Origin of the sequence: Pleomorphomonas carboxyditropha (assembly GCF_002770725.1) — a bacterium.
GTDB lineage: Bacteria > Pseudomonadota > Alphaproteobacteria > Rhizobiales > Pleomorphomonadaceae > Pleomorphomonas > Pleomorphomonas carboxyditropha.
In genome coordinates, this window is sequence record NZ_NQVN01000001.1 from 59094 (window position 1) to 81648 (window position 22555).

At 65.0% G+C, this 22555-nt stretch carries 20 protein-coding genes; 7 read left to right on the forward strand and 13 right to left on the reverse strand.

Annotated elements, in window-relative coordinates; all coding sequences use genetic code 11:
• Positions 1-2: 2 nt before the first annotated feature.
• Positions 3-995, reverse strand: coding sequence for an ABC transporter permease (locus CJ014_RS00255; RefSeq protein WP_100078517.1), 993 nt, complete (start codon positions 993-995; stop codon positions 3-5).
• Complete coding sequence (locus tag CJ014_RS00260) at positions 992-2512, reverse strand: sugar ABC transporter ATP-binding protein (RefSeq protein WP_100078518.1); 1521 nt, start codon at positions 2510-2512, stop codon at positions 992-994. Before CJ014_RS00260 ends, CJ014_RS00255 begins: the two co-directional genes overlap by 4 nt.
• A 452-nt stretch (positions 2513-2964) precedes the next feature.
• Between CJ014_RS00260 and CJ014_RS00265 the strand changes: the two genes are divergently transcribed.
• On the forward strand, positions 2965-3966 hold the full coding sequence (locus tag CJ014_RS00265) for a LacI family DNA-binding transcriptional regulator (RefSeq protein ID WP_100078519.1): 1002 nt from the start codon (positions 2965-2967) through the stop codon (positions 3964-3966).
• A 2-nt stretch (positions 3967-3968) separates the two neighbouring features.
• Here the strand turns inward: CJ014_RS00265 and CJ014_RS00270 are convergent, their stop codons facing one another.
• The 4 genes from CJ014_RS00270 to CJ014_RS00285 form a co-directional block, all read right to left on the reverse strand.
• Positions 3969-4268, reverse strand: coding sequence for an AzlD family protein (locus CJ014_RS00270; RefSeq protein WP_100078520.1), 300 nt, complete (start codon positions 4266-4268; stop codon positions 3969-3971).
• Complete coding sequence (locus tag CJ014_RS00275; RefSeq protein WP_100078521.1) at positions 4265-4978, reverse strand: AzlC family ABC transporter permease; 714 nt, start codon at positions 4976-4978, stop codon at positions 4265-4267. The genes CJ014_RS00270 and CJ014_RS00275 overlap by 4 nt, the downstream gene beginning before the upstream one ends.
• 126 nt (positions 4979-5104) lie before the next feature.
• Positions 5105-5728 carry a bifunctional nicotinamidase/pyrazinamidase gene (pncA, locus tag CJ014_RS00280; RefSeq protein ID WP_100078522.1) on the reverse strand — a complete coding sequence of 208 codons (624 nt, stop codon included), beginning with the start codon at positions 5726-5728 and terminating at the stop codon, positions 5105-5107.
• 77 nt (positions 5729-5805) lie between these two features.
• A complete protein-coding gene (locus tag CJ014_RS00285; RefSeq protein WP_100078523.1) occupies positions 5806-6693 on the reverse strand; it encodes an SDR family oxidoreductase in 888 nt (295 codons plus the stop codon).
• A gap of 92 nt (positions 6694-6785) precedes the next feature.
• Here CJ014_RS00285 and CJ014_RS00290 point away from each other — a divergent pair, with 92 nt between their 5' ends.
• The 5 genes from CJ014_RS00290 to CJ014_RS00310 all read left to right on the forward strand — a co-directional run bounded on the left by CJ014_RS00290 (position 6786) and on the right by CJ014_RS00310 (position 12768).
• On the forward strand, positions 6786-7625 hold the full coding sequence (locus CJ014_RS00290) for a helix-turn-helix transcriptional regulator (protein WP_100078524.1): 840 nt from the start codon (positions 6786-6788) through the stop codon (positions 7623-7625).
• Positions 7626-7785: 160 nt separating this feature from the next.
• Entirely contained in the window at positions 7786-8589 is an 804-nt protein-coding gene (locus CJ014_RS00295; protein ID WP_100078525.1) for a LuxR family transcriptional regulator, read from the forward strand.
• 223 nt (positions 8590-8812) lie between these two features.
• Positions 8813-10525, forward strand: a complete 1713-nt coding sequence (locus CJ014_RS00300; protein WP_425351892.1) for a type I secretion system permease/ATPase — start codon at positions 8813-8815, stop codon at positions 10523-10525.
• Positions 10515-11828: an HlyD family type I secretion periplasmic adaptor subunit gene (locus CJ014_RS00305; protein WP_100078527.1), complete on the forward strand. Its 1314-nt coding sequence runs from the start codon at positions 10515-10517 to the stop codon at positions 11826-11828. The genes CJ014_RS00300 and CJ014_RS00305 overlap by 11 nt, the downstream gene beginning before the upstream one ends.
• Before the next feature lie 121 nt (positions 11829-11949).
• The gene (locus CJ014_RS00310) at positions 11950-12768 is read left to right on the forward strand and encodes a calcium-binding protein (protein WP_100078528.1); all 819 of its coding nucleotides are present in this window, start codon (positions 11950-11952) and stop codon (positions 12766-12768) included.
• Between the two features lie 134 nt (positions 12769-12902).
• On the opposite strand, the gene CJ014_RS00315 is transcribed toward CJ014_RS00310, so the two are convergent.
• The 5 genes from CJ014_RS00315 to CJ014_RS00335 form a co-directional block, all read right to left on the reverse strand.
• Positions 12903-13364, reverse strand: coding sequence for a hypothetical protein (locus CJ014_RS00315; protein WP_100078529.1), 462 nt, complete (start codon positions 13362-13364; stop codon positions 12903-12905).
• 206 nt (positions 13365-13570) lie between these two features.
• Positions 13571-15235 carry a DNA repair protein RecN gene (gene recN / locus CJ014_RS00320; RefSeq protein WP_100078530.1) on the reverse strand — a complete coding sequence of 555 codons (1665 nt, stop codon included), beginning with the start codon at positions 15233-15235 and terminating at the stop codon, positions 13571-13573.
• 9 nt (positions 15236-15244) lie between these two features.
• Entirely contained in the window at positions 15245-16072 is an 828-nt protein-coding gene (locus CJ014_RS00325) for an outer membrane protein assembly factor BamD (RefSeq protein WP_100078531.1), read from the reverse strand.
• Between the two features lie 229 nt (positions 16073-16301).
• Positions 16302-17231, reverse strand: coding sequence for a UDP-3-O-acyl-N-acetylglucosamine deacetylase (gene lpxC, locus CJ014_RS00330; protein ID WP_100078532.1), 930 nt, complete (start codon positions 17229-17231; stop codon positions 16302-16304).
• A gap of 215 nt (positions 17232-17446) precedes the next feature.
• Positions 17447-19261: an aminopeptidase P family protein gene (locus CJ014_RS00335; RefSeq protein WP_100078533.1), complete on the reverse strand. Its 1815-nt coding sequence runs from the start codon at positions 19259-19261 to the stop codon at positions 17447-17449.
• A 569-nt stretch (positions 19262-19830) separates the two neighbouring features.
• Between CJ014_RS00335 and CJ014_RS00340 the strand changes: the two genes are divergently transcribed.
• Positions 19831-20043: a hypothetical protein gene (locus CJ014_RS00340; protein ID WP_100078534.1), complete on the forward strand. Its 213-nt coding sequence runs from the start codon at positions 19831-19833 to the stop codon at positions 20041-20043.
• Positions 20044-20109: 66 nt separating this feature from the next.
• On the opposite strand, the gene CJ014_RS00345 is transcribed toward CJ014_RS00340, so the two are convergent.
• Positions 20110-20982 (reverse strand): 50S ribosomal protein L11 methyltransferase, encoded by an 873-nt coding sequence (locus tag CJ014_RS00345; RefSeq protein WP_100078535.1) that lies wholly within the window; start codon positions 20980-20982, stop codon positions 20110-20112.
• A 411-nt stretch (positions 20983-21393) separates the two neighbouring features.
• A complete protein-coding gene (locus CJ014_RS00350; protein ID WP_100078536.1) occupies positions 21394-22494 on the reverse strand; it encodes a LacI family DNA-binding transcriptional regulator in 1101 nt (366 codons plus the stop codon).
• Positions 22495-22555 lie beyond the last annotated feature (61 nt).

Consider the following 22555-nt stretch of genomic DNA (forward strand, 5'->3'; position numbering starts at 1 on the left):
GGTCAATTCCGGCGGCGGCGCATCATGTCGGCGTAGACGGCGACGATGATGATCGATCCGGTGAGCACGGTCTGCCACTCCTGGGCGACCGACAGGATGCGCAGGCCGTTGAGCAGCACCGACATGATCAGCGCGCCGATGATGGTGCCGAGGATGGTGCCGCGGCCGCCCGACAGCGACGTGCCGCCGATGACCACGGCGGCGATGGCGTCGAGCTCGTAGCCCTGGCCGAGCGCCGGCTGGGCGGAATTGAGCCGCGAGGCGATCAGCAGGCCGGCGATGCCGCAGATGGCGCCGGTCAGCGCGTAGATCGCCATCTTCCAGCCGTCGGTATTGACGCCGGACAGCCGCACCGCTTCCTCGTTGGAGCCCAGCGCGAAGCAGTAGCGGCCGAGCACCGTGCGCCCGAGGACGTAGGACACCGCCCCGGCCACCAGGAACAGGATCAGCACGCCGTTGGGGATCGGCAGCCCCGGCACGATGGCGCTGATCAGCGAGCTGGTGGAGATCATCGGAAAGTTCGGCGTGCCGTTGAAGTAGATCGGCTTGGTGCCGGAGATGACCAGCGACAGCCCCTTGAGGATCAGCATCATGCCGAGCGTGGCGATGAACGGCGGAATGCGCATCTTGGCGACCAGCGTGCCGGAAATCAGCCCGCAGACCGCGCCGGCGGCGATGGCCGCCACGATGCCGAACGGCAGCGGCAGCCCCCAGTAGGTGAGAACGACGCCGGCGATCACCGCGCAGAAGGTCATCAGCGTGCCGACCGACAGGTCGATGCCGCCGGTGATGATGACCAGCGTCGCGCCGATCGCCAGCACGCCGTTGACGCTGGTCGCCTGCAGGATGGCGATGATGTTGGATGTCTGCAGGAAATTGGGCGAGGCCAGGCTGAAGACGATGATCAGCGCCACCAGGCTCGCGAAGGCCAGGAGCTTCTGATAGGCGCCCGATGATTTCAGTCCCGCATCCCATCCAAGTTTGATCGCGCTCATGCTGCGTGTTCCTTCGAGATCGTGTCGCGCTGGGTGGCAAGGTGCATGATGTCTTCCTGGCTGGTCGCCGCGCCGCCGGGCAGGATGCCGGTGAGGCGGCCCTCGCACATCACGGCGATGCGGTGGGAGACGCGGAGGATTTCCGGCAGCTCGGAGCTGATGACGATCAGCGCCTTGCCCTGCTCGGCGAGCGAGGCCAGCAGGCGGTAGATTTCCGCCTTGGCGCCGACGTCGATGCCGCGGGTCGGCTCGTCGAAGATCAGCACGTCGCAATCGCGCAGCAGCCACTTGGCGACGACCACCTTCTGCTGGTTGCCGCCCGACAAGAGGCGCACCTCCTGGCGATCCGACGGCGTGCGGATGGTCAGCGAGGCGACGTATTTCCGGGCGGCGGCGGCCAGCCCCTTCTCGTCGATCCGGCCGAAGCCATCGGAGTAGCGCTTCAGCGTCGCCATGCCGATGTTGGCGCGCACGTCCATGCCGAGCGCCAGGCCGAAGTTCTTGCGGTCCTCCGACAGGTAGCCGATGCCCGCCTGCACCGCTTCCCGCGGCGAGCGGATGTTGCGCGGCTGGCCGTCGACGATGATCTCGCCGCCGTCGCGCGGATCGGCGCCGAAGATGGCGCGCGCCACTTCCGTGCGGCCGGCTCCCATCAGACCGGCAAAGCCGAGGATCTCGCCGCGCCGCAGGGTGAAGCTGACGTTCTTGATGACGCGGCCGCGCGACAGGTTGCGGACCTCCAGCGCCGTCGGCGCATGGGCGAGGTCGGGAACCCTGACGGCCTCGTCGGTCAGCGCCCGGCCCACCATCATCGAGATGATGGTCGACACCGGCGTCTCGGCGGCGCCGACGGTGCCGACGAATTCGCCGTCGCGCATGACCGTCACCCGGTCGGCGATGCGCTTCAGCTCGTCCATCTTGTGCGAGATGTAGACGATGCCGACGCCCTCGGACTTGAGCACGCGGATGATGGCGAACAGCTCGGCGATCTCCGAGTCGGTCAGCGCGGCGGTCGGCTCGTCCATGATCAGGATGCGCGAGCGGTTGGAGAGCGCCTTGGCGATCTCGATCATCTGCTGGCGGGCGATGGTCAATTCGGATACCGGGGTGCGCGGATCGACGTTCATGTGGATCGAAGCCAGCGCCGCCGCCGCCCGCCGGTTCAGTTCGCCCTCGTCGAGGCGGCCGAACGACTTGCGCGGCTCGCGGCCGATCATGATGTTCTGCGCCACCGTCAGATCCTTCATCAGGGACAGTTCCTGATGGATGATGCCGATGCCGAGCGCCTGGGCGGCGCGCGGCCCGGCGACGGTGACCTCCTCGCCGGCGACCTCGATCTTGCCGGCGTCGGGCTGGTAGATGCCGGCCAGCACCTTCATCAGCGTCGACTTGCCGGCGCCGTTTTCTCCCATCAGCGCGTGCACTTCCCCGGGCTGAAGCTCGAACCGGGCGTTCCTCAGCGCATGAACGCCGGGAAAGTGCTTGTCGATTCCCGTCATCCGGACCAGATCGCTCATCCTGCCTCCCTTATCGATCAGGCTTCGGCCGGACATATCCGGCCAGGTCTCTTGTGGGGGAGGGCGCCGGCGGCGGTATCAGGCCAGGCGAAATCGCCGCGCCGGACCGCACGGAACCGCCAATCGCCGGAACGGCGCAAGCGGCCGCGCCCAAGCAGCCGGGACGGCAAACGCCGGCCGGACTGCTCGCCGCAGCCCATGGGAACAGGAATGGCGCTCATGATGTCGGCGGCCTCCCTTCCGCCTCGTCACAACGTCCCGAATGCTAGTCTAAACGTTTAGAAGACGCTACCATCCTTTGTGATAGATCTGTCTGCCATACCGGCCGTTTGCTCAATTTTGTTGCATTATTGACCGGAAGAAGCCAAACTCAAGTGAGAAAATAGTATGAAACGTTTAGAGAAATGACTTCGACACCACGCAGGGCCAACGGCAAGTCGAGGGCGCCGACCATGCTTGACGTAGCACGGACCGCGCAGGTGTCGGTCGCCACCGTCTCGGCGCTGATCAACGGCACCACCCGGGTCAGCCCTGCCCTGACGCAGCGCATCGAAGCGGCCATTTCCGCCATCGGCTACGAGCGCAACGCCATCGCCCGCAGCCTGAAGCTCGGCGCCACCAACACGATCGGTCTGATGGTGAGCGACATCCGCAACCCGTTCTTCACCGATATCGTGGCGACCATCCAGTATGCCCTCAACCGGGTCGGCTACGCCGTCATGGTGTGCAGCAGCGACGAAAATACCGAGTTGCAGGACATGCAGATCAAGCTGCTGCTCGACCGCGCCGTCGACGGCCTGATCATCGCGCCGGCCGGCGAGGATGTCATGCTGAAGGATTTCCTGGCCTCGGTGCGCCGGCCGATGGTGATCGTCGACCGCACGTGCGAGGGGCTGGACGTCGATACCGTCACGCTCGACAACCGCAAGGCCGTGCTGGATGCGACGAGCTATCTCATCGGCCTGGGGCACCGGCGCATCGGCTACATCGCCGGTCCGCTGATCACCTCGACCGGCCGCGATCGGCTGGCCGGCTACCGCGACGCCCTGGCGGCGGCGGAGGTTCCCTATGTCGACGAGCTGGTCCAGGACGGCGATTCCCGCGAGGCGGGCGGCTACCGCGCCGCCATGCAGCTTCTCACCCAGCGGGACCGGCCGAGCGCCATCTTCTCGGCCAACAACCTGATGACCATCGGCGCCATGCGGGCCATCCGCGACGCCGGGCTTTCCTGCCCCGACGACATATCGGTCGCCTGCTTCGACGACTTTCCCTGGGCCGACGTGTTCCGCCCGCACCTGACCACGATCGCCCAGCCGGTGCAGGCGATCGGCGAGTATGCCGCCAACCTGCTGCTCGACCGCCTGTCCGGCAAGGCCGACGAGGCGCCGCGCCGGCTGGTCATCCAGGGCCGGCTGATCGTCCGCGAATCCTGCCGGGCGCTGGCGAGGCCATAGTACTAGCCGAAAGCCAACCGCAGCAGCGCGGCGGTGGCGACGCCGACGGCGACCGTGGCGATCAGCGGCAGCCGCAGCGCGAGGACCAATACCACCAAGCCGGCGGCCGCCTCGATGGGGCCGGACATGACGATCGGCGCGATGACGGCGACCAGCACGGCCGGCGGCAGCGCGTCGAGGGCGACGCGGACCGGGCCGGACTTCGGCAGCCGGTCGGCGATCAGGAAGCCGAGGATGCGCGTCATGTAGGTGAGGACGCCCATGGCCAGGATGGCGGCGAAATTGACGGGATCGATGGTCATCGCGTCGCCTCCCCGGCAGAGGCCGGCACTTCGTGCGGCGCGGTGACGACGGCGGCGGCGATGCCGGCCAGCGCGCCGGCGATCACGTACCAGGCGCCGGGCACGGTGGCGTGGACGGCCACCGCCACCACGGCGCTCGCCACCAGCACCGGGCCGGTGCGGCGGGCGCCCTTCCAGAAGCCGAGGGCAAGGGCGATGAAGATGGCCGGGAAGGCGAAATCGAGGCCGAAGGTCTCGGGGTGCTCGAGATAGGCGCCGAACAGCGTGCCGAGCACCGAGGCGACCTGCCAGCAGACGAACAGCGTCAGCGCCACGGTGAAGTAGAAGGTGCGGCTGATCGGCTTGTCGAGGGCGCGGCGCTCGCTGAGCGCCCAGGCCTCGTCGGTGAGCAGGAAGGCCGCCACGAACCGCAGGCGGCCGAAATGGGCGATCTTGCCGGACAGCGAGGCGCCCATCAGCACATGCCGGAGGTTGACCAGCAGCGCCATCAGCGCCAGGGCGGCGACCGGCGCCGGCATGCTCCACAGGCCGACGGCGATCAGTTGCGACGAGCCGGCGAAGACGATCGACGACATGGCGAGCATCTCGGCCGGCGTCAGGCCCTTGGCCGTCGCCTGCTGGCCGAGGATGAGGGCGAAGGGCACGGCGGCAGCGACGGTTGGAAAGACCGCGACCAGGCCGGCCCGGAAGTCCGCAAGAGGTGTTGTCATGTCCAGCTTTCTTTAGGTCAATATTATTGACCTTTTATAGGTCAGCTCTTATGACCTAGTTTGTGAAGGCTGTCCACCCGAAAATCGCAATATCCGGAAAATCAGTCGGGCGATGCCGCAACAATTCTAAACGATCCGATCGCTGGTCGTGCGTGCCACGCCGGCGGCGGCCATGTCGGCCCAGGCGCGCTTCAGCGAGCCGGAGAGGTCGATGGCGCGGCAGGCGTCCTCGATCACCGTGACCCTGAAGCCGGAGCCGGCGGCGTCAAGCGCCGTCCAGGCGACGCAATAGTCGGTGGCGAGGCCGACGACGTGCACCTCCTCGACGCCGCGTTCCCGGAGATAGCCGGCGAGGCCGGTCAAGGTCTCGCGGTCGGCCTCGCGGAAGGCGGAATAGCTGTCGACGCCCTGGTGCCAGCCCTTGCGGATGACCAGCTGGGCGGTGGTGACCTCGAGGTCGGGATGCAGCTCGGCGCCGGGCGTGCCCTGCACGCAATGGTCCGGCCACAGCACCTGCGTGCCGTAGGGCATTTCGATGGTGTCGAACGGCTCGTGGCCGTGATGGGCGGAGGCGAAGGAGGCGTGGCCCTTCGGGTGCCAGTCCTGGGTGACCACCACCTGCCGGTAGCGCGGCACCAGCGCGTTGATTACCGGCACGACGGCGTGGCCGCCGCCGACCGCCAGCGCGCCGCCGGGGCAGAAATCGTTCTGGACGTCGACGACGATCAAGGCGGTGGCGGGCGAAGGCATGGCGCGACTCCGGGCAGGATGTTCGGAGCCGATTTATTGCATTGGTCCGGAGAGGCGGCAAGCGCTCCCCTGCTGGGTCAGCTCGGGAAATAGGCGGAGCTGTCGAGATCTTCGATAAGGCCGATGCCGGTCGGCTGCCAGCCGAGCTCGCGGCGGGTCCGGTCGCTCGACGCCGGGCAGTCCATGGCGGCGAAGGCGGCGAACCAGCCGAAATGGTCGGCCGCTTCGTCGGCGGCGATGCTTTTCACCGGCAGGCCGAGGCGGCGGCCGATGATTTCGGCGATGGTCTTCAGCGGCACGCCCTCGTCGGCGACGGCGTGGTAGCGGGCGCCCGCGGTGCCCTTCTCGACGGCGAGCCGATAAAGGCGGGCGGCATCGAAGCGGTGGACGGCCGGCCAGCGGTTGGCGCCGTCGCCGACATAGGCCGCCGCGCCTTTGTCGCGGGCGATGCCGACGAGCTGCGGCGTGAAGCCGTGATCGCCGGCGCCGTGCACCTGAGGCAGGCGAATGGCCATGGCCCGGACGCCGCGCGAGACGAAGGCGAGGGCCGCCTGCTCGGACACGCGGGGAACATGCGCGTCGGCCGGCGGCACCATGTCCTCGGTGGCGAGGCGGCCGGGCGACAGCATGCCGAGGGCGGAGGTGACGACCAGCGGCCGGCCGGAGCCGGCGAGCGCCTCGCCGAGCGCCGCGATGGCCTGCCGGTCGATGTCGCAATTCTCCCCGAACCTGGAGAAGTCGTGGACGAAGGCGGTGTGGACGACGGCGTCGCTGGCCGCCGCGCCGGCCTTCAGGCTGGCGATATCTTCGAGCGAACCCGGATGGACGTCGGCGCCGGCGGCTCTGAGCGCGGCCGCTCCCGCCTGCGAGCGGCTGAGGCCGAGGACGGAATGGCCGGCGGCGATCAGGTCGGAGACGACGGCCGAACCGACGAAGCCGGTGGCTCCGGTCACGAAAACGCGCATGAAAAATCTCCCGAGAGGATGACGATGCCAGTGTCGTCCGGCCACGTATCGGGGTAAAGTAGTGATCGTATCATGGTATAAGGACTAACAGGATGGACGCTCCGCTGACCGACGGCAACGCGCTCGGCGCCTTCCTGCGCGACCGGCGCTGCCGGCTGGACGCCGCCGCCTTCGGTCTGCCGATGACGCGGCGGCGGACGCCCGGCCTCCGGCGAGAGGAGGTGGCGCAGCGGGCCAACGTGTCGGTCACCTGGTACACCTGGCTGGAGCAGGGGCGGGGCGGCGCGCCGTCGGCCGACGTGCTCGACCGCATCGCCCGGGCCTTGATGCTGACCGACGTCGAGCGCGAACACCTGTTCCTGCTCGGCCTCGGCCGGCTGCCGGAGGTGCATTACCGGGAGAGCGACGGCGTGTCGCCGCGCCTGCAGCGCGTGCTCGACGCGCTGGAGCTCAGCCCGGCCATCATCAAGACGGCGACCTGGGACATCATCGCCTGGAACCGCGCCGCCGCCGTGGTGCTCGGCGACTATGGCGCGCGGCCGCCGCGGGAACGCAACGTGTTGCGCATGATGTTCTGCGATCCGGCGGTGCGGGCGCGCCAGCTCGACTGGGAGAGCGTCGCCCGCTTCGTCGTCGCCACCTTCCGCGCCGACGCGGTGCGCGCCGGGGCGGCCGGCAACGTCGAGGCGATGGTGAACGAATTGAGCCGGGCCAGCCCGGAATTCGCGGCGATGTGGCGGGAGAAGGAAGTCGGCCACCACGGCGAAGGCACCAAGCTGCTGCGCCACCCGACGCTCGGACTGATGTCGCTGGAATATTCGGCCTTCGCCGTCGACGGCCGGCCCGATCTGTCGATGGTGATCTACAATCCGGCGACGCCCGAAGTCGCGGCGGAGGTCAAGCGGCTGATCGGGGCGGCGAACGCCGGGTAGAGTGTTGCCGTGTTTCCCCTTCCTATGTCCTGGCTTCGGCATGTCGGGCACATGACCCTGGGGGATAAAGCCCAAACTCTTTGGTTGTATTATAACACTAATACGTTATATTTGATGTAATATAAATCGCAATTCACGCTTTGATTGGATTGGGACGACAATGCAGCCAAATGAGGCACGACTCGATCGGGCGGTCGATCTCATTAGCTCGTCTACTTCTATCGATGCTCTCCAGGCCGCTCTTTTCGAGATCCGGGATCTTTATTGCGCGGCGCACCTCGATTATCACCCCCTCCATATCAACAACGTGGCACGAACCAATCTCCCGATCCTGTCGACAACGGACCGAGCCTGGATTTCGCATTATCAGCGCCACGAGTTCGTCAGGATTGATCCGATGGTGTCGACCAGTCGAAAAACGGTGCTCCCCATAGACTGGCAGCTCCTAGTCGACAGCACCAAGGAGTCCCGGTTTTATTTCTCGGAAATGCGCCGCTTTGACATCGGCTCGAACGGCATCGGGATTCCAATCAATGGGGCACAGGGAGACAGGGCGATTTTTACGGTTACGTCCCACGTCTCTGATTGCGGACGATGGGAAATGTTTATCCGCCGCTGCGTACCGGAACTTGTCGTTGTCGGGCGTTATCTCCATGAATATGTCATGAAATTCATTGTGCCAGTGGGCGCGAACGCTGGGCCTCTCAGCCGCCAGGAGCACAACTGCCTTCAATTGTTTGCGGATGGCCATGATGCCGCAGCCATCGCCGATATGCTCAAGCTTTCGATCCATACAGTTAGGATGCACCTTCGTCGGTCGCAACGTCGGCTGGGCGCAGCATCACGACCGGAAGCCGTCGCCATAGCCTTGGTTCAAGGCTTCATCAAAAGAACTTCGCTTGTCGTTGCAGCAACAGCGGCGTGTGCGAACTTCTGGAGCGATCTTTTGGCAATTCTTGTCTAGTACGTTTCTAAAAACATTTTTTAATGACAATGAATCTGAAAAATTTCAAATAGTTGCACCAAGAATACATCAGTTTGCGCATATTGCGCGTTTCTCCACTCAGCATCAGACTGCATGCGTTCTTGCACCTTAAGGGTGCATCCTTCAGGGGGAAGGAATGCGTGCAACTGGTGTTGGCAAGCCGAAAACCCACCGGGGGGCTAGATGGCTCGTAATCGGCGCCATTTGCGGTGGCCTATTTTCGGGGGCCGTGAATCTCCTCGGCCTTGCTGCACCTCTATTCATGCTCGAAATTTACGATCGCGTCATTCCGAGCCGCAGCGTCCCGACACTGGTGGCACTGCTCGTACTCGTCGTCGGAGTCTACGTCTTCTCGGCAGTTCTGGACATTGTACGCGGCCGAGCCATGAGCCGTATCGCCGGCCTTCTAGATGCTGAGATTTCCAGCCGGGTCATTACCGCTATCGCCGGAGCTTCATTGCGTACACGGATAACGGGCGATGTTCTCCGCCCTGCACAAGAAGCGGATCAGATCAGAGCATTTCTGGCCGGTCCCGGCCCGATGGCCCTGTTCGATCTTCCGTGGATGCCAGTCTATCTGGCGATATGCTTCTTTCTGCATCCGATGATCGGCTGGTTGGCGACGGTAACAATGGTCTTCCTCATGGCTCTCACGCTTGCGGCGGAACTGCTGGGCCGCCGTAAGGCGAAGTCGATCTCGGATGCCCACTCTACGCGGAACCAGCTTGGGGAGGCGGCGCAACGCAATGCAGAAGCGATTGCCGCCATGGGATTGTTACCTAGGGTTCGAGAGCGCTGGGCAGAGGCACACGAGCGAGTGGTAGAACTCCAGTTCGGCAATAGCGACGTGACCGGCCTGTTCGCCGGGGTGTCGCGTGGAATTCGCTTGACGGTACAATCAGCTTCTCTGGCTTTGGGAGCCTGGATCGTTCTGCAGGGCGATATGACGGGGGGTGCGATTGTCGCGGCGTCGATCATCATTGCCCGTTCACTTCAGCCGGTTGAACAAGTGATTGCTAACTGGCGCAGTATGATCGCGGCGCGAGACGCCTGGAGGCGTCTTCAGGCGCTCTTCCTCGCCTTTCCCGAAGACCAGGACAGGACAAAACTCCCGTCACCGGTAGGCTCTTTACTTGTCGAGGGACTGTTCGCCGCGCCTCCGGGCGATCGGCAGCGCATGACGGTGCAGAACGTCAGCTTTCGCGTCGAGGCGGGTATGGCGATCGGTATCATCGGCCCGAGCGCATCGGGTAAATCCTCCCTGGTTCGGGCCATAACCGGCGTCTGGCCGGCTCTGAAAGGACGCGTTTGCCTCGATGGTGCCTCGCTCGAGCACTGGCCTCCGAACGAACGAGGTCGCCATATCGGCTACATGCCGCAAAGCTCCGACCTGTTTCCTGACACGATCGCGCAGAACATCGCGCGCCTCGACCGGGATGTCGCCGACGACACCATTGTCGCGGCCGCGCGGGCCGCTGGTGTCCACGATATGATCGTCTCTCTGCCAGACGGCTACGAGACCCAGGTAGGTGATGGCGGCCACAATCTGTCGGCGGGTCAGCGCCAGCGTATTGCCCTTGCTCGCGCGCTCTATGGAGATCCGTTCCTGGTTGTTCTCGACGAGCCGAACGCCAACCTCGACGCAGACGGTGACAGGGCTTTGGCTGAGGCGATCTTCGGTATCAAGGCGCGCGGCGGCATTGCGATTATCGTCGCGCATCGGAATAGCGTGCTGTCCCTACTCGACAGGCTGCTGGTTATGGAGGGGGGAGGCGCCAAGGCGTTCGGCCCTCGCGACGAAGTCCTCAAGTCGCTCCAACAACAGCATCTTCTGCGTCCTCGTCCAGGACGTGTCTCGCCGACGCCGGCTCTTGCCGTCATCAATGGCGAAGGAGGAGGCACCCATGAGCCCTGATACACGGTCTCATCTTATCCGGTCTCTTAGGCGCAACCTTCTCGCCGGAGTGGCGGGCGTCCTGATGTTAATCGGCGGCATTGGCGGCTGGGCCGCCACTACAGAACTGTCTGGTGCAGTCATCGCAACCGGTGTCCTCGTGGTGGAGGGCAACGCCAAAAAAGTGCAGCATCCCGAAGGCGGCATCATTGATGAACTGCTGGTCCGGGAGGGACAGGAGGTTCTGGCGGGCGAGATCGTGGTCAGGATGGATGATACCAGTGTCCAGGCCGGCCTATCCGCCGTCGAAAAGAACATCCTCCAGCTTCTTGCCCGCCAGGCCCGCCTCGAAGCCGAAAGGGATGGTCGACCGGATATGTCGCCTCCGGATGCGTTATTGGCTCGCCTGCAAGGTGAAGATGCCAGCGTGGCGCTGGCGAGCGAGCGGCGCCTGTTCGAGGATCGCCGAGCGTCACGCGACAGCCAGAAGGCTCGCCTCCGGGAACAAATCCAGCAACTTCGTGAGCAGATCGGTGGTGTCGAGATCCAGCAGCAGGCGAAGACGAAGGAAATCGAACTCATTGCTAAGGAACTGGACGGCCAGCGCAGTTTGTTCGCGAAGGGGCTGACGTCGCTCAGCCAGGTCAACAGTCTCGATAGGAGCGCCACGCGGCTCCAGGGCGAGCGTGGCCAGCTCATCGCAACGACGGCGGCGGCTCGTGGCAAGATCGCCGAGATTGGCTTGCAGCTTGTGCAGGTCGACCAGGATCTTCGGACCGAAGTCGCGGCCGAACTCCGGGATGTCACCAACCAGCTAGCCACGCTGGCCGAAGACGAGGTGACCGCCCGCGACCGGCTGAAACACTCCGACGTGCGGGCACCGATCGCAGGGACTGTGCATCTGCTTGCCGTCCACACGGTCGGGGGAGTGGTCACGGCGGCCGAAACGATGATGGAGATCGTACCGGGAAAAGACGACTTGACGGTCGACGCGCGCATATCGCCGCAAGACGTCGACCAGATATCCGTTGGCCAACCGGCAACGCTTCGCCTGACGGCGTTCAACCGCAATACCACGCCCGAATTAGCCGGAGCGGTCATTCGCGTCTCGGCGGACCTTGAGACGGACAGGACGACCGGCGCCAGCTTCTATCGGGTCGGGGTGTCTATCCCGGACGAGGAAATCGCGCGGCTTCCCGTGGGACTGTCGTTGGTCCCAGGAATGCCAGTGGAAGCCTTCGTCACGACGGGCAACCGTACGGTCGCCTCCTATCTTCTCAAACCCATCCGCGACCACGCGGGACGCGCTTTCCGGGAGGAATGAGACAGTTTCGTGCCTCTCTCCCGAACAGGAAACGGGCGCGGCAGCCCAAGGTCAGCAAACCACGCCGCCGCGCCCGCCCCAGACCGGCGAATGGTTCGCCGGTAGCCGAAGGAGATGAAGAATGCCTACCTTCAACGGTACCAGCGGCAACGATACCATGGACTACAGGGCCTACAACACGCCGCCGCCGCCAGAATACACCCCGGACATGCAATGGCTGATCCTGAACGGCCTCGAAGGCAACGACACGATCTACGGCAGTGTCTATAACGATGCTATCTATGGCGGAGGCGGCGATGACGTTCTCGTTGGAAACAGCGGGCATGACTATCTGAACGGCGGAAGCGGCGATGATCTCATTTATGGGGGGATCGGCAACGACTCCCTTTATGGAGATATCGGAGAAGATCACCTCTACGGTGAGGCCGGGGACGATTGGCTCGATGGTGGGGAGGGCAACGACTACATGGAAGGTGGGGCGGGTAACGACGTCCTTGTTGGTGGTGGCGGTAGCGACTTCATGTTCGGGCAAGCCGGAAACGACCAGTTCTTCGGTGACGCTGGCGCCGATATTTTGGACGGAGGCGCCGGAAGTGATCAGCTTTGGGGAGGCTCGGGGAATGACCAGTATCAGTACAATGGCCAAGGCTTCGACTACATCAATGACGGCGTAACGAATACTGGTGCGGCCCGTACGGATAATACATATGATTCCAGTGACGTTCTGATCGTCAGCTACACTGCCGCCGATCTTGGATATGCCCAGGACGGTAACGATCTCTGGTTCTTTTCGTGGGCCGACTATTCGAACGACAACAGGGTTGACAATGCAGTCATCATCGAAGGCTTTTTCCTCGGCGGTCACTATACGGTCGAGTACCTGGTTACCGCAGATGGCGCTGGTCCGACCTATGATCTGACCACTCTTTTAGCTGCTTAACTATGATCTTCTGAATGATAAGCAGAATGCTGGGGGAGTGGATCAACCCCAGCATTCAGACCTTTCAAGCGGTACAATGAATTCAAGGTAAGGTGTCTGCTCCCGTCATTTGTTGAGTCAAGCCGCCTTGCCGTCTAAATCTTAATATCGACACCAGCCCCCTGCTCCAAATAGCTGCGAACCGTATTTCCAGGCTCTAGATGCAATGTGCCACTATCGGGGATTTTGGCAAAACCCAAAGAATCAGGGCCAAATACCTTACCCGCAAGTTTGAAAGTACGGCCTTCAAAATTTACGCCAAAATGGTCTAGGTCTTCTCCTGCGTTGAGCCTCTCAGTGGATATCTGCTCCTTCAGCGTAAAATTCGCCAGAAGATAGTCATTAATGGACATGTTCAACTGATGCTTCTTAAGCTCTTCCAGCTGGGCTAGCAGACTCGTCAGCTTGTCAGCTTCGGGCTTTGTCGTTGAGGCGGTTTCCGATCCTAGTTGATTGGCAAAATCGGTGGGGGACTCTGGCCGATTCACAGCAGAATAGCGGTTATCAAAGGTAAAATAGGACGTCGATCCGATCGTGTTCATCGTAATGGCCGTCATGATTGTTTCTCCTTAGAAACGCTTGTTACGCTAGCGTGCAATTGCCGGGCCAACGAAAGGTTGAAAAAGTCGCGCTAAAACAACCAGTTGCGCAGCTATGCGCTGGGTCAGCATTGCCACGTCGGAAAAATGTTCTAGACGACCGGCAACAATTTCCGCTCTCAGCGTCGATCGGGAAGGGAGCGTTTCTCCCTGGTGCGCCGCGCTCAATGCCCCTTGAGCAGTTGCTCGGCGGCGGCGCGGGCTTCTTCGGTGATGCGGCTGCCGGCCAGCATGCGGGCGATCTCCTCGCGGCGGTGGCCGTCGGGGAGCTGGGAGACCGAGGTGGCGACGCGGGCGCCGCCGTCGACGCTGTCTTTCGCGATCAGGAAATGATGATCGGCGCGGGCGGCGACCTGCGGCGCGTGGGTGACCGACAGCACCTGCACCTTGCGGGCGAGCCGGGCGAGGCGGGTGCCGATCGCCTCGGCCACCGCGCCGCCGACGCCGGTGTCGATCTCGTCGAAAACCAGCGTCGACGCCGAGCCCTTGTCGGCGAGCGACACCTTGAGCGCCAGGAGGAAGCGGGAGAGCTCGCCGCCGGAGGCGACCTTCATCATCGGCCCGGGCCGGGTGCCGGGGTTGGTCTGCACCCAGAATTCCAGTGTGTCGATACCGTCGGCGGTGCGCGTCTCCGGATCGGCGAGCTGATTGACGATGAAGCGGGCGCGTTCGAGCTTCAGCGCCGGCAGCTCGGCGGCGACGGCGTCCTCCAGATGGCGAGCGGATTTCTCGCGGGCGGCGGAGAGCTTCAGCGCCAGGCGGTCGTAGTCGGTCCGCGCCGTGGCCGCCGATCGGGCGAGCGCGTTGAGCCGGTCCTCGCCGGCGTCGAGGTCGGCGAGGTCGGACGCCATGCGGGTGGCCAGCGCGCCCAGTTCGTCGGGCGGCACCGAATACTTGCGGGCGGCGGCGCGGATGGCGAACAGCCGCTCCTCGGTGCGCTCCAGCTCGGCCGGATCGAAGTCGGCGGCGCGCAGCGCTGCCTCGAAGACGGAGCGGGCGTCTTCCAGGGCGTCGAGGGCGGTGGAGATCGACTGCAGGGCCGGGCCGGCCAGCGCCGCCACTTCGCCCTTGCGTTCCAGCCGGCGCAGCAGGCTGGACAGCTCCGGCACCGGCGAGCCGGAGCCGTTGAGATGCTCATAGGCCTCGCGCAGGTCGACGGCGACCTTCTCGGCCCGCATCATCTCCTGCCGGCGTTCGGCGAGCGCCGTCTCCTCGCCCGGCTTGGGGGCGAGCTTCTGCAATTCCTCGACGGAGGCGCGCAGATAGTCGCCCTCGCGGCGGGCGTCGGCGATGCGGCGCTCGAGATCGGCCAAGGCCTTCTCGGCATCGCGCCAGGCGCGGTGGGCGGCGGCGACGGCCTTCGCCTCGGCCTCGAGGCCGCCGAAGGCGTCGATCAGGCCGCGATGGATGGCCGGATCGACCAGCGCCCGATCGTCGTGCTGGCCGTGGATCTCGACCAGGGCGGCGCCGAGCTGGCGCAACAGGTTGGCGGAGACGGCGCGGTCGTTGACGAAGGCGCGGGTGCGGCCGTCGCTGGTCTGGACGCGGCGGACGATGACGTCGCCGTCGTCGTCGAGGTCGTTTTCCACGAGAAGGGCGCGGGCCGGGTGGCCGGCCGCCAGGTCGAAGACGGCGGTCACCTGTCCCTGGTCGGCGCCGTGCCGGACGAGGCCGGCGTCGCCGCGCCCGCCGAGGGCGAGCGACAGCGCATCGAGCAGGATGGATTTTCCGCCGCCGGTTTCGCCGGTCAGCACCGTCAAGCCGTCGGAGAAGGCGATCTCAAGCCGCTCGATCAAAACGATGTCGCGGATTGCGAGCGTCTGGAGCATGGCATCCCGTCAGAGCATGGCGGCCTTGAATGCCTTCGAGATCCAGGACTGGGTGTTCTCGCGGGGCTCAAGACCGTTGGTGGACAGGAGCTTATAGGCGTCCTTGTACCAGCGGCTGTCAGGATAGTTGTGGCCGAGCACGGCAGCCGCCGTCTGCGCCTCGTCGACGATGCCCATGGCGTAATAGGCTTCGGTGAGGCGCTCCAGCGCCTCCTCGACGTGGCGCGTCGTCTGGTAGGTCTGCACCACCGTCTTGAAGCGGTTGATGGCGCCGATGTACTGGTTGCGGTTCAGATAGAAGCGGCCGACTTCCATTTCCTTGCCGGCGAGCTGATCCTTGGCGATGTCGAGCCGCTTGCGGCCCTCGGCGGCGTAGGGGCTGTCGGGGTAGCGGTCGACCAGCTCCTGCATGGCCTGCATGGCCTGCTGCGTCTGCTTCTGGTCGCGGGTGATGTCGGGCATCTGGTTGAAATAGGACTGCGCGATCATCCACTGGGCATAGGCGGCGTCTTCCGAGCCGGGATAGAGCGTCAGGTAGCGCTTGGCCTGGGTGATGGCCTCGTCGAAGTTGCCGCGCGTATAGTTGGTGTAGGTGGTCATGATGAGGGACTTGCGCGCCCACTCCGAATAGGGGTGCTGCTCGTCGACCTCGGCGAATTTCTTGGTGGCGTTCTTGTAGTCGCCCTCTTGCAGGTAGGCGATGCCGGCGTTGTAGGACTGTTCCGCCGGGATTTCCACGAAGGGTTCCAGCGGCTCGTCGGAAGAACAGCCGACGAGAGCGGTGGCGCCTCCGAGGAGAACGAGCACGGCGGCCACACGAACGAAACTCTGCCTCATGAAAACCCCATCACCGTACGCAACCGCTCGCGGCCGCCCATCCATCCCACGCGCACTGCCCGTCGAGCACCGCCCGATGCCGGGCCGCCCCGCGCCCCCGGTGCGAGTCAGGCGCCCGGACGACAGGAAGCTCTTTTATCGTAAAGCCGTCGCGGATGCTACGTGCCCGTGATGTTCGGCCACATTATGGCGGCAGGGGGCGCCGCCCACCGCTCGTCGCGGTGCAAGGTCAGTCGCGCGACGGCGCCAGCGCGGCCGCCTGGAGGATGCCGCCGGCCGGCTCGCGGACCGTCGCGGTGTCGTGGACGATCTCGTAGGCGCCGGTATCGGCGATGAGCGCCTTGACGGCCATCCAGTTGAGCTTGTGGCCGCCCTTGTAGGAGCGGAAGTGGCCGAGGAAGGGCATGCCGATCAGCGACAGGTCGCCGACCGCGTCGAGCGTCTTGTGGCGGACGAATTCGTCGGACCAGCGCAGGCCCTCGGGGTTGAGGATGCGGCCGTCGCCGATCGCCACCGAATTTTCCAGCGACGAGCCGAGCGCGAAACCCATCTTCCACAGCTTCTCGACGTCGGCCATGAAGCCGAAGGTGCGGGCGCGGGCGATGTCGCGGGCAAAGGTCTGCGGGCTGAGGTCGAGCACGTAGGACTGGCGGCCGATCAGCGGATTGGCGAAGTCGATGGTGACGTCGTAGCGGGTGCCGTCGTGCGGCAGGAACTCCAGGACGGCGTCGCCGACCTCGAGCCGCACCGGCCTCAAGACGCGCAGCAGCTTGCGCGGCGCCGCGAGGCGGCGCAGGCCGGCTTCGGCGATCATCTCGATGAAGGCGGCCGAGCAGCCATCGGCGATGGGCATTTCCGGGCCGTCGATCTCGACGACGACGTTGTCGACGCCGGAGGCGGCCAAGGCGGCCATCAGGTGCTCGATGGTGGCGACCGTGCGGCCGCCGACGCCGATCATCGTGCAGAGCTCGGTGGCGACCACGTTGTCGTGGCGGGCGGCGATCTCCACCTCCTCGCCGTCGGTGCGAACGAAGACGATACCCCGGTCCGCCTCGGCGGGATGCAGCACGATGGTCGCCGGCTTGCCGGAATGCACGCCGGCGCCGGAGAACTGGACGCTTTCGCGGAGGGTGGTCTGCTTGCCGTAGGTCGTTCGCATCGAATGTTTCCAAAAAAGACCGGTGAACGGCTGCAAGCCGATCCGGCACATTTTTCATAAAACACGAGGCGAGCGCTCCAGGAAAGTCACTCTTTCTTACCGAGTGTTACGTTGGCGGAAGCCCTGTTTTCCGTTCGATTTCAATGGGCTATCGGGAAGGGTGAAATGCGCGGCGAGACAGCCGCGCAAGGCCCGTGAAAAGCCGAATCAGGCGGTCAGGCCGCAAGAGGCGCCGTGGCGGCGACGAGCCAGGCCCGGTCGGCCTCGTCGTCGAGGAGCGGCAGCAGCTTTTGCCGGACCTCGGCGTGATAGGCGTCGAGCCAGGCGCGCTCGCGCTCGGTCATCATCGCCGGCCGGATCAGCCGCCGGTCGATCGGGCAGAGCGTCACCGTCTCGAAGCCCATCATCGGCCGCTCGCCGCCGTCGATCGCCTCGGGCGGCGTGACGATGACGAGATTCTCGATGCGGATGCCCCAGGCGCCGGCCTTGTAGAAGCCGGGCTCGTTGGACAGCAGCATGCCCGGTTCGAGCGGCACGTGGCCGGTCTTGGCGATGCGGGCTGGTCCCTCGTGGACGGAGAGATAATGGCCGACGCCGTGACCGGTGCCGTGGTCGAAGTCGAGGCCGGCTTCCCACAGCTTTTCGCGGGCCAGCACGTCGAGATGGGCGCCGGTGGTGCCCCTGGGGAAGCGGGCGAGCGTCAGGCGGATATGGCCGATCAGCACGCGGGTGAAGCGGTCGATCATCTCCTCGGTCGGCGTGCCGACGATCACCGTGCGGGTGATGTCGGTGGTGCCGTCCTCGTACTGGGCGCCCGAATCGACCAGCAGGATGCCATCCACCTCCACCTTGCGGTTGGAGGCGGTGCTGACGTGGTAATGCGGGATGGCGGCATTGGGGCCGGCGCCGGCGATGGTGTCGAAGGAGATGTCGCGCAGCGCGCCGGTGGCGCGGCGGAACTCCTCGAGCCTTTCGGTGACGGCGATCTCGTCGAGCCCGCCGTTGATCGCCTCGCGGTCGATAAAGGCGAGGAAACGCACCATGGCGACGCCGTCGCGGACATGGGCGGCGCGGATGCCGGAAAGCTCGGTGGCGTTCTTCAGCGCCTTGGGCAGCAGGACCGGGTCGGGGCCGGCCACCACCTTGCCGCCGCCGGCCTCGATGCGGCGCACCACCTCGAAGGCGGCCGACGCCTTGTCGACCAGCACGGCGCCGCCGAGCGTGGAAAGCGCCGGCGCGAAGGCGGCCGGCGGCTCGACGGCGGCTACCTGTTCCAGCCGGTCGCGGACGGCGTTGTCGAGCTTGGCGCCGTCGATGAACAGGGCGGGGCGGCCTTCACGGCGCAGGATGGCGAAGGATAGCGCCTCCGGCGTATGCGGCACGTCTTGCCCACGAATGTTGAAGGCCCAGGCGATCGAATCGGGGCGGGTCAACACGGCGGCCTCGGCGCCGGCCTTGCCGATTGCCTCGCCGAGGCGGGCGAGCTTCGCCTCGGCGCTCTCGCCGGCCAGCTTTTCCGGGAACAGCGACACCCGGCCCTTGGGCGGCTCCGGCCGGTCGGTCCAGACGGCGTCGACCGGGTTGCCGTCGGTGGCGACGAACTCGGCGCCGACGGCGGCGAGCGCCGTCTCGAAGCGGCCGACTTCGGCGGCGGTCATCAGCCAGGGATCGAAGCCGATGCGATCGCCCTTTCGGGCGACGATCTTCAGCCAGTCGTGCGGCGGCTCCTCGATCAGATGATGCGGCTCGATGACCTCGGTATCGACCTGCTCGCGCACCTGCAGCGTATAGCGGCCGTCGACGAAGATGGCGGCGCGGTCGTCGAGAACGATGGCGAGGCCGGCCGAGCCGGCGAATCCGGTCAGCCAGAGCAGGCGGCGGGCCGAGGCGGGAATATACTCGCCCTGGTGCTCGTCGGCGAGCGGCACCAGGAAGCCCTTGAGGCCGCGGCGCGCGAGCTCGGCCCTCAGGGCGGCGAGCCGCGCCTTGCCGTGGCTGGGATCGTTGACGTTGTCGAATGTCTGAAACACCTCTGTCACTCCGCCATGCTCGAAAGGCTGGAGTTGTGGCCCCTGGCTTCGGCTGCCGTCAAGGAGGGGCCTTTTATTCTGGCCTCAGTTGTCGGCAAGCTTTGACAAGAGACCGATATCCGCCGATCGCTTCATTCTGCCCGAGGTCCTATGCCTTCGCATAGGATGACAGATTTATATATAAGAAACAAATATATAGCCGCTTGCGGCGGTTCTTATAGATTGTCATCCTGCGCGCAGGCGCAGGACCTCGGGCAGGAAAAGCGCGGGGCATATATAGGGCTCCGCCTGTTTGGCACCGGAAATCGATAGAAGGCTTCGGACAAGTTCCGGGCGTCATCCGGCGTTCATGTTTCCGGCGGAAATCCGGCGGCCACGGCTGGTTGCGGCGAAAGGGAGGCGGCAGCCATGAGTCCGCTGCAAGGGTGGCCTGCGAGGTCGTCCGTTCATACTAAAGTAGCAGTCAGCTAGTATATGCGGAGTTCGGAGGGCTGGATTCGCGTCCCATGAGGATAACGGCGCTTTTGAGAACGGTCGGCGGAAGCCGATGACATTCAAGAGGTGCTACGATGAGCCGATTTGCCCCGACGACCGCCACATCCAATCGAAGCGGTCTTTTCCGCCGGACTTATGAGGCCACCCTCGGCACGCGCGAGCGGCAGGCGCAGCGCTATGTCGCGCCCTATCTCGCATCGCTCGACGATCAGGCGGCGCGCGAGCACGGCTTCGGTCGCGCCTCGACCGGCGTCATGCGGTCGCGGGCGGTCGACGCCGCGCTCTAGGTTTTTGTTTGCGCATCGGATTCTCCGAAAACCGGATTCCACTTTTCGGTTCGATGCGTTAGCGGCTCAGCCGGCGTAACGTAGCACCAGCGTGCTCCATCCGTCCTTGACGAGGTGCCGCTCGCGCACGAAGCCCTGCGCGCGGAAGGCGGCGAGCACGCTTTCGGCCTGCGTCCGCAGGATGCCGGAGAGCACCACGGCGGCGCCCGGCAGGGCGTGGGCGCGGAATTGCGGCGACAGCATCTTCAGGGGATCGGCCAGGATATTGGCGACGATCAGGTCGAACTTGCGGCCGACGATGGCCGGATGGGCGAAGCCGGCGGCCGTCACGGCGGTGACGAGGTTGGCAGCGCCGTTGATTCCGGCGTTTTCGAGAGCGATCTCCACCGCCAGCGGATCGATATCCGAGGCGAGCACCGGCCGTCTGGTGGCCAGCGCGATGCCGATGGCCAGGACGCCCGAGCCGGTGCCGAGGTCGAACACGCTGTCGAAGCGGTAGACGGCGAGCAGGCGAGTCAGCGCCGTGAGGCAGCCCCAAGTGGTCGGATGATGGCCGGTGCCGAAGGCCTGGTTGGCCTCGATCTGCAGGCCGATCAGCCCCTTGGGGATGCGGTCGCGGTCGTGGGCGCCGTGCACCACGAAGCGGCCGGCCACCACCGGGCTCAAGCCTTCGAGGCTTTGCGCCACCCAATCAATATCCTCGGGTACCGGCTCGACCGTTACGACCTCGGCATCGACGAGGCCGTCGAGGGCGGCGCGGGCGGCCGTCGCGATTTCCTCGCCGTCGTCGGCAAAGAAGAAGCCATCCACCGCCCAGCCGCCATCCGTCTCGTACCAGGACACCGGCCCCGCCTCGACGAAGGCGGCCTCGATGGCGTCGGCGATCGTCTCGGCGCCCGCCGCGTCGGCGGCGGGGATGTGAAGCTGGTACTGGCGCATGACGGTTCCTGGACTGAATTCCGAGGCTGGCGGAGTTGCGGCCGGTTTAGTCGGAGCCCGGGTGCTTGTCAAAGCAGGACCGCATTGACGCGAATGGGCAATCTCCGGCAACCGTGAGATGGTCTCGCCGTCACGGGCGAACGCAGCATGACGCCGGACCAGCGGCGTCGCCGGGGAAGATCGGCTCCCCCGGCTGGAAACAGGCGACAGCCTCTGCCTGCGATAACGGAGGTGAAGAGATGCGGAAACTACCGCTGATCTTCGCGCTTACCTTGAGGAAGACCCGGACGGGCTGGTCTGTCACCGTCCGGATCACTCTTAGGTAAGAAAACGTCGGGCGGAGCGCCAACTCCGCCCGACACTCCGAATATAGCGCCGAAACCGCTCTTTTCCAAGTCGGCCCGTGCGTGGTCAGGCTGTTCCAACCTGATCGGGATGGCTCTTGCCGGCTGGAGATGCGGAGGTTTTCCGCCTTTTCGCGTGCCGGTCGCTCGAACGCACCACCAGTTCGGCGCCGACCAGGATCTTCACCGACGGCTGGCGCTCGGAGGCGTTGATCAGGTCGTCGAGTATGGTGATGGCCAGGTAGCCGATCTTGCGTTTCGACACGTCGATGGTGGTGAGCGGCGGGTCCATGGTGCCGCTCATCGGCAGATTGTCGAAGCCGATGATCGACACGTCGGCGGGAATGCGGATGTTGTGTTCCCTGAGCGCCTTGATGAAGCCGTAGGCAATGATGTCGTTGGTGCAGAAGTAGCATTCGGCAAGCTTGCCGCCCGAGGCGAGATGCCGCAGCGTCGCCTCGTAGGCGCCGTCGAAGGTGGATTCCACCCAGAGGATGTTCTCCTCGTGCAACGGCAGGTCGAGCCGCTCCATGTTCTTGGCGAAGGCGTCGCGGCGCAGGCGAAAATTGGTCGTTTCCACGGGGCTGGCGACGAACCCGATGTCCCGGAAGCCCTGCGACTTGAAGCGCGACAGGACCTTGTGGACGGCATCCTCGTTGTTCATGTTGACGAAATTGGCGTCGATCAGCCCATGGAAGGTGTCGATGAACACCGTGGGTATGCCGGTGGCGAGCAGCAGCCGGATGTCGGCTTCGCTGAGCTCCGTGCCGAGCGCCACCACCCCCTTGATGCCGGCGCCGGCCAGCGACTGGACGATGTCCTGGATAGCCTCGCGCTCGTGGCTGACGACCTCGAGGGCATAGCCGCGCCGTATGGCTTCCTGCGACATGCCGTCGATGTAGTCGGAGATGAAATGGCTGTGGTCGCGATTCACGGTGTGGCCGTGCTTGGCGATCTTCAGGAAGCGCAGGGTATCGTTGGCGTCGTCGGGCACCCGGATCCGCGCCGGACGCGGCACGTAGTTCAGGTCGGCGACGACGTCGAGCACCTTGGCGCGGGTCGCGCCGGATATCTCGCCCTTGCCGTTCAGGACCAGCGAAACGGTGGCCGCAGAGACGCCGGCCGCCTTGGCGATGTCCCTCATAGTCAAGGTCTTCTTGTCGCTCATTCCACGCTTGCTTCTTCGATTTTCCACGCGCCGCCACCAGTTTATCGCGCTTGCCGAACCA

Bases quoted from the DNA above. Each gene is read 5' to 3' on its own strand.
- CJ014_RS00270 (WP_100078520.1), bottom strand. From the start codon at position 4,268: ATGACCATCGATCCCGTCAATTTCGCCGCCATCCTGGCCATGGGCGTC.
- CJ014_RS00315 (WP_100078529.1), bottom strand. From the start codon at position 13,364: ATGACGGCCATTACGATGAACACGATCGGATCGACGTCCTATTTTACC.
- CJ014_RS00325 (WP_100078531.1), bottom strand. From the start codon at position 16,072: ATGAGGCAGAGTTTCGTTCGTGTGGCCGCCGTGCTCGTTCTCCTCGGA.
- CJ014_RS00285 (WP_100078523.1), bottom strand. From the start codon at position 6,693: ATGCGCGTTTTCGTGACCGGAGCCACCGGCTTCGTCGGTTCGGCCGTC.
- CJ014_RS00305 (WP_100078527.1), top strand. From the start codon at position 10,515: ATGAGCCCTGATACACGGTCTCATCTTATCCGGTCTCTTAGGCGCAAC.
- lpxC (WP_100078532.1), bottom strand. From the start codon at position 17,231: ATGCGAACGACCTACGGCAAGCAGACCACCCTCCGCGAAAGCGTCCAG.
- CJ014_RS00255 (WP_100078517.1), bottom strand. From the start codon at position 995: ATGAGCGCGATCAAACTTGGATGGGATGCGGGACTGAAATCATCGGGC.
- CJ014_RS00350 (WP_100078536.1), bottom strand. From the start codon at position 22,494: ATGAGCGACAAGAAGACCTTGACTATGAGGGACATCGCCAAGGCGGCC.
- CJ014_RS00310 (WP_100078528.1), top strand. From the start codon at position 11,950: ATGCCTACCTTCAACGGTACCAGCGGCAACGATACCATGGACTACAGG.
- CJ014_RS00265 (WP_100078519.1), top strand. From the start codon at position 2,965: ATGCTTGACGTAGCACGGACCGCGCAGGTGTCGGTCGCCACCGTCTCG.
- CJ014_RS00260 (WP_100078518.1), bottom strand. From the start codon at position 2,512: ATGAGCGATCTGGTCCGGATGACGGGAATCGACAAGCACTTTCCCGGC.
- CJ014_RS00295 (WP_100078525.1), top strand. From the start codon at position 7,786: ATGCAGCCAAATGAGGCACGACTCGATCGGGCGGTCGATCTCATTAGC.
- CJ014_RS00340 (WP_100078534.1), top strand. From the start codon at position 19,831: ATGAGCCGATTTGCCCCGACGACCGCCACATCCAATCGAAGCGGTCTT.
- CJ014_RS00345 (WP_100078535.1), bottom strand. From the start codon at position 20,982: ATGCGCCAGTACCAGCTTCACATCCCCGCCGCCGACGCGGCGGGCGCC.
- CJ014_RS00275 (WP_100078521.1), bottom strand. From the start codon at position 4,978: ATGACAACACCTCTTGCGGACTTCCGGGCCGGCCTGGTCGCGGTCTTT.
- recN (WP_100078530.1), bottom strand. From the start codon at position 15,235: ATGCTCCAGACGCTCGCAATCCGCGACATCGTTTTGATCGAGCGGCTT.
- CJ014_RS00290 (WP_100078524.1), top strand. From the start codon at position 6,786: ATGGACGCTCCGCTGACCGACGGCAACGCGCTCGGCGCCTTCCTGCGC.
- pncA (WP_100078522.1), bottom strand. From the start codon at position 5,728: ATGCCTTCGCCCGCCACCGCCTTGATCGTCGTCGACGTCCAGAACGAT.